Annotated in this window: 1 protein-coding gene; it reads right to left on the minus strand. The window is 63.3% G+C overall.

Annotated elements, in window-relative coordinates; translation table 11 throughout:
* Positions 1 to 1,029 precede the first annotated feature (1,029 nt).
* The gene (locus AC5RVN_RS17395) at positions 1,030 to 1,182 is read right to left on the minus strand and encodes a hypothetical protein (RefSeq protein ID WP_494138750.1); all 153 of its coding nucleotides are present in this window, start codon (positions 1,180 to 1,182) and stop codon (positions 1,030 to 1,032) included.
* Between the last annotated feature and the right edge of the window lie 856 nt (positions 1,183 to 2,038).

Below are 2,038 nucleotides of genomic sequence, written 5' to 3' on the forward strand. Positions count from 1 at the left end.
AACAGCGGCGGCGACTCAAAAAACAATACACCCCCAACACACCAACCCGCAAATCCACCCCCACCCAAACCCCACACCACCCAAAACCCCCGCCAACACGCCACTTCCAAAGCAACCAACACCACCCCCCCATACACACCCCCCATGAAACGGCTCACACTTACGCGAGTTAGCTGCGGATATTGAAGGTCAGCAGGAAGCAATGTTTCCGGGCTTCAGCAGCAGTGCTCAAGCACCGAGGGACAACAAGCAGCTGTTCCGGGGCCCCGGTGGACCTGGTCAAGAAACGGTACCTGCGAGTTCGAGCCCGAGCTGCGGGCCCCTGCAGCGTGAACCAGCCGGCCATAGGCTGACCGGTCAACGCAAGGGGCTGCCCGAGATGACAAGTGTGCCGTTTTCCACCCCCAGGGGGCCGCGCGCACCCATGGTCCGAGCCCCGGACTTCTGAGGTCCCATGTATTCACCTCCAACTCCATCAGGCAGCGGATACCCCCCCCGGTCAGTCTTCCCTCCCCCCGTCTTGATACCTCGAATGGGGGCTTGGCTAACCAGCTCACGATGGACGGCGCATCACCAAGCCTGAGGTTAAGCCCAATTTAGGTCAAAGCTTCGCTTCACCCACTCGGCGTCAAGCCGGACCTTCCTTCCGGGCTCGCCTTCCCATTGATATGTGGCACGCGGGCGTGCATCAGGTCCAAGCGGGCGTCCTTCCCTGACTGCTGCCCGCCGCCCCTGCAGCCCGTTTCCGGCCGCGCTCGTTATTCGCGCCACCACAGCGCCTGACCCATTCTTGCCACCGGAATTCCATCTACAAGGTGAACATACGGATGATCCGGCTGAACACCACCATCAGAGTGAGGTGGCTCTCGTGAACGGGCACGGGTTCAACGGGCGCCGGCAGAACCGGGCGTCACTGAAGCCATACTGTCCGAAAACTCCCAACTGCCTCGGACTGAGATGACCCGGACACGATGTCCACCGTCCCTGTGTCCCGGGCCCGCCGTCTGCCGCCACCGCGTAACGGAAGATTCAAGCACCGGTGTCCGCGTAGTCATGGCCGTTCCTTGCTGTGAAGCCGGACCAGTCCGTGGACGCCGTGATGCGCTGCGGATCGACCTTCTTGACGTCCAGCAGCCCCGGCCTGGGGTTGGGGTCCGCGTCCGCCGGCTCATCCGTAACCAAGTTGCCGCCGTGAACTTGCTCACCGATGTCCCCACTGCCGGCGAGGGGCCCGCCGCCGCCTGACTAAGCAACTGTCGTTTGCGCTCCAGCCATTCCCAGACCAAACCACCATCGAGCGCGGGTACTTCTCTAAAGCTCCTGGCACTCGTTGATCCCGCCGGGGCCCTTACCCATGGCGCACTTACTCGCATAGTGCGAAGAGCAGACGTGTGTGGGTCAGGGGCGCCGCGGACCTGTCGCCCTCGCAGGGGACAGGCTGAAGCGCCACGCAGACCACGGCCCGACGGCGGGACGCACACCTCGGCGCCGGCGGAGATCTTCAGGTTCATTTGCGGAACACGCGCGACGGCGTCAATATCCGGTCCGCCCTGCTCGCCTCCACCAGGAGTAGGTTTCACCGGATTACCGAATCAAGGCGTCGAGCTGTGGTGCAGGCGCGTCACGAGCGTCCCTGCCGCTGCGTGGCCAAAATCATCAACCACCACGTTCCAGCCCCGCTGGGTAGCCACTTCGCCACCGTGGAAGCAAAGGCAGGAAAGTAGGAGTCGGGAAGGTCGGGGACGGCGACCTCCACGGACACCCGGCTGCCTCAAGGCCGTTCGCAGATCAATTGGGCGTGTACCCCAGCTCTGCGCCTCTGTGCAGGCCAGGATCCGGGTCAAATGACTGACTCCGGACGTGTCACTCGTTTTTTGGTGGTTAAAGCGGTGGGGCCCTGACTGGTTGGTCAGGGCCCTGCCATGCTCGCCGGGGGTGGTGGTGGTGGTTAAAGCAGTGGGGCCCTGACGTCGTTTGTCAGGGCCCTACTGGTAATGGTTGTCCGGCGGTGACCTACTCTCCCACACCCTCCCGGGTG

Source organism: Arthrobacter sp. sptzw32 (assembly GCF_059089735.1).